At 71.1% G+C, this 1,742-nt stretch carries 2 protein-coding genes; both read right to left on the bottom strand.

What is annotated here, in order from left to right; genetic code table 11:
* Positions 1-68: 68 nt before the first annotated feature.
* Positions 69-761, bottom strand: a complete 693-nt coding sequence (gene urtE, locus C665_RS19450) for an urea ABC transporter ATP-binding subunit UrtE (protein ID WP_004329020.1) — start codon at positions 759-761, stop codon at positions 69-71.
* 6 nt (positions 762-767) lie between these two features.
* Positions 768-1,634 carry an urea ABC transporter ATP-binding protein UrtD gene (urtD, locus tag C665_RS19455; RefSeq protein ID WP_004329021.1) on the bottom strand — a complete coding sequence of 289 codons (867 nt, stop codon included), beginning with the start codon at positions 1,632-1,634 and terminating at the stop codon, positions 768-770.
* Between the last annotated feature and the right edge of the window lie 108 nt (positions 1,635-1,742).

The raw sequence follows: 1,742 nt of genomic DNA on the forward strand, positions 1-1,742 counted from the left end.
GCGGTGCGGCTGCGCAGCGCGACCGCGCAGACCCGCCGGACCCGCCGCGCCCCGCGACGCGGCGACCCTCACACCGCGAGCGCCTCGCGCACCCCGTCGCGGTCCATGTCCGCCCCTGCGCCGCGCATGACGATCTCGCCGCGCTCCATTACCAGGTACTGGTCGGCGAGCGCGCGCGCGAAGTCGTAGTACTGCTCGACGAGCAGGATGGCCATCTCGCCGGTCTCGGCGAGGCTGCGGATGGCGCGCTCGATGTCCTTGATGATGGAGGGCTGGATGCCCTCGGTGGGCTCGTCGAGGATCAGCAGCCGGGGGCCGAAGGCGAGTGCGCGGCCGATCGCGAGCTGTTGCTGCTGGCCGCCGGAGAGGTCGCCGCCGCGCCGGCCCATCATCTGCCTCAGCACCGGGAACATGTCGAAGATGCGCGGCGGGATGGCGCTGCCGCGTGGCCGGGTGGCGAGGCCCATGAGCAGGTTCTCCTCGACGGTGAGGCGCGGGAAGATCTCGCGCCCCTGCGGGACGAAGCCGATGCCGGCGGCGACGCGCTTCCAGGACGGCGCGCGGGTGATGTCCTGGTCGTGGAAGGAAATGCTGCCGCTGGCGGCGGGCACCAGGCCCATCAGGGTCTTCAGCAGCGTGGTCTTGCCCACGCCGTTGCGCCCGAGCAGCGTCGTCACCTTGCCGACGGGCACGTCGAAGGACAGGCCGCGCAGGATGTGGCTGCCGCCGTAGTACTGGTTCAGGTTGTCGACTTTCAGCATGTTCGTTCAGCGCCCCAGGTAGACCTCGATCACGCGCGGATCCGCCTGCACCGTGGCGAGATCCCCCTCGGCCAGCACCGAACCCTCGCACAGCACCGTGACCTTGCCGCCGAGCGCCTCGACGAAGGCCATGTCGTGCTCGACCACCACCAGCGAGTGCTTGCCGGCGAGGCTCGTGAACAGCTCGGCGGTGCGCTCGGTCTCGTCGTCGGTCATGCCGGCGACCGGCTCGTCGAGCAGCAGCAGGCGTGGCTCCTGCATCAGCAGCATGCCGATCTCCAGCCACTGCTTCTGGCCGTGCGAGAGCAGCCCGGCGGGGCGGTCGGCGGCCTGGTCGAGGCGGATCTGGCGCAGCACCGCGGCGACGCGGTCGCGCTCGTCGTCGATGAGGCTGGCGAACAGGGTGCGGCGCACGCGCTTGTCGGCCTTCATGGCCAGCTCGAGGTTCTCGAAGGCCGTGTGCTGCTCGAAGATGGTCGGCTTCTGGAACTTGCGGCCGATGCCGGCGTGGGCGATCTCGGGTTCGGTCAGGCGGGTGAGGTCGATGGTCTGGCCGAAGAAGGCGGTGCCCGAGTCGGGCCGCGTCTTGCCGGTGATCACGTCCATCATGGTGGTCTTGCCGGCGCCGTTGGGGCCGATGATGCAGCGCAGCTCGCCGGCGTCGATGGTCAGGCTGAGCTTGTTGAGCGCGCGGAAGCCGTCGAAGCTCACGGTGATGTCGTCGAGGTAGAGGATGACCTTGTGCGACAGGTCGAGCTCGCCGGGCCGGAACACCCGCCCGTCCGCGGCCGAGCCGTCCCAGTGCTCGCGCTCGTTCTCGCGCTCGGCGTCGAGGCGGGTGCGCTCGCGTTCGATCTCGAGGGTGGGGATCATGCGTTCGCTCCCTTGGCGGTGTCGGTGGGGGGGGCGGCGAAGCCGTGCGCGCCGCTCGTGACGGGGGGCGTGCCCGGGGCCGCCGCGGCTGCGCCCGGCGCAGGCGTG

The organism is Thauera aminoaromatica S2, assembly GCF_000310185.1.
Taxonomy (GTDB): domain Bacteria; phylum Pseudomonadota; class Gammaproteobacteria; order Burkholderiales; family Rhodocyclaceae; genus Thauera; species Thauera aminoaromatica.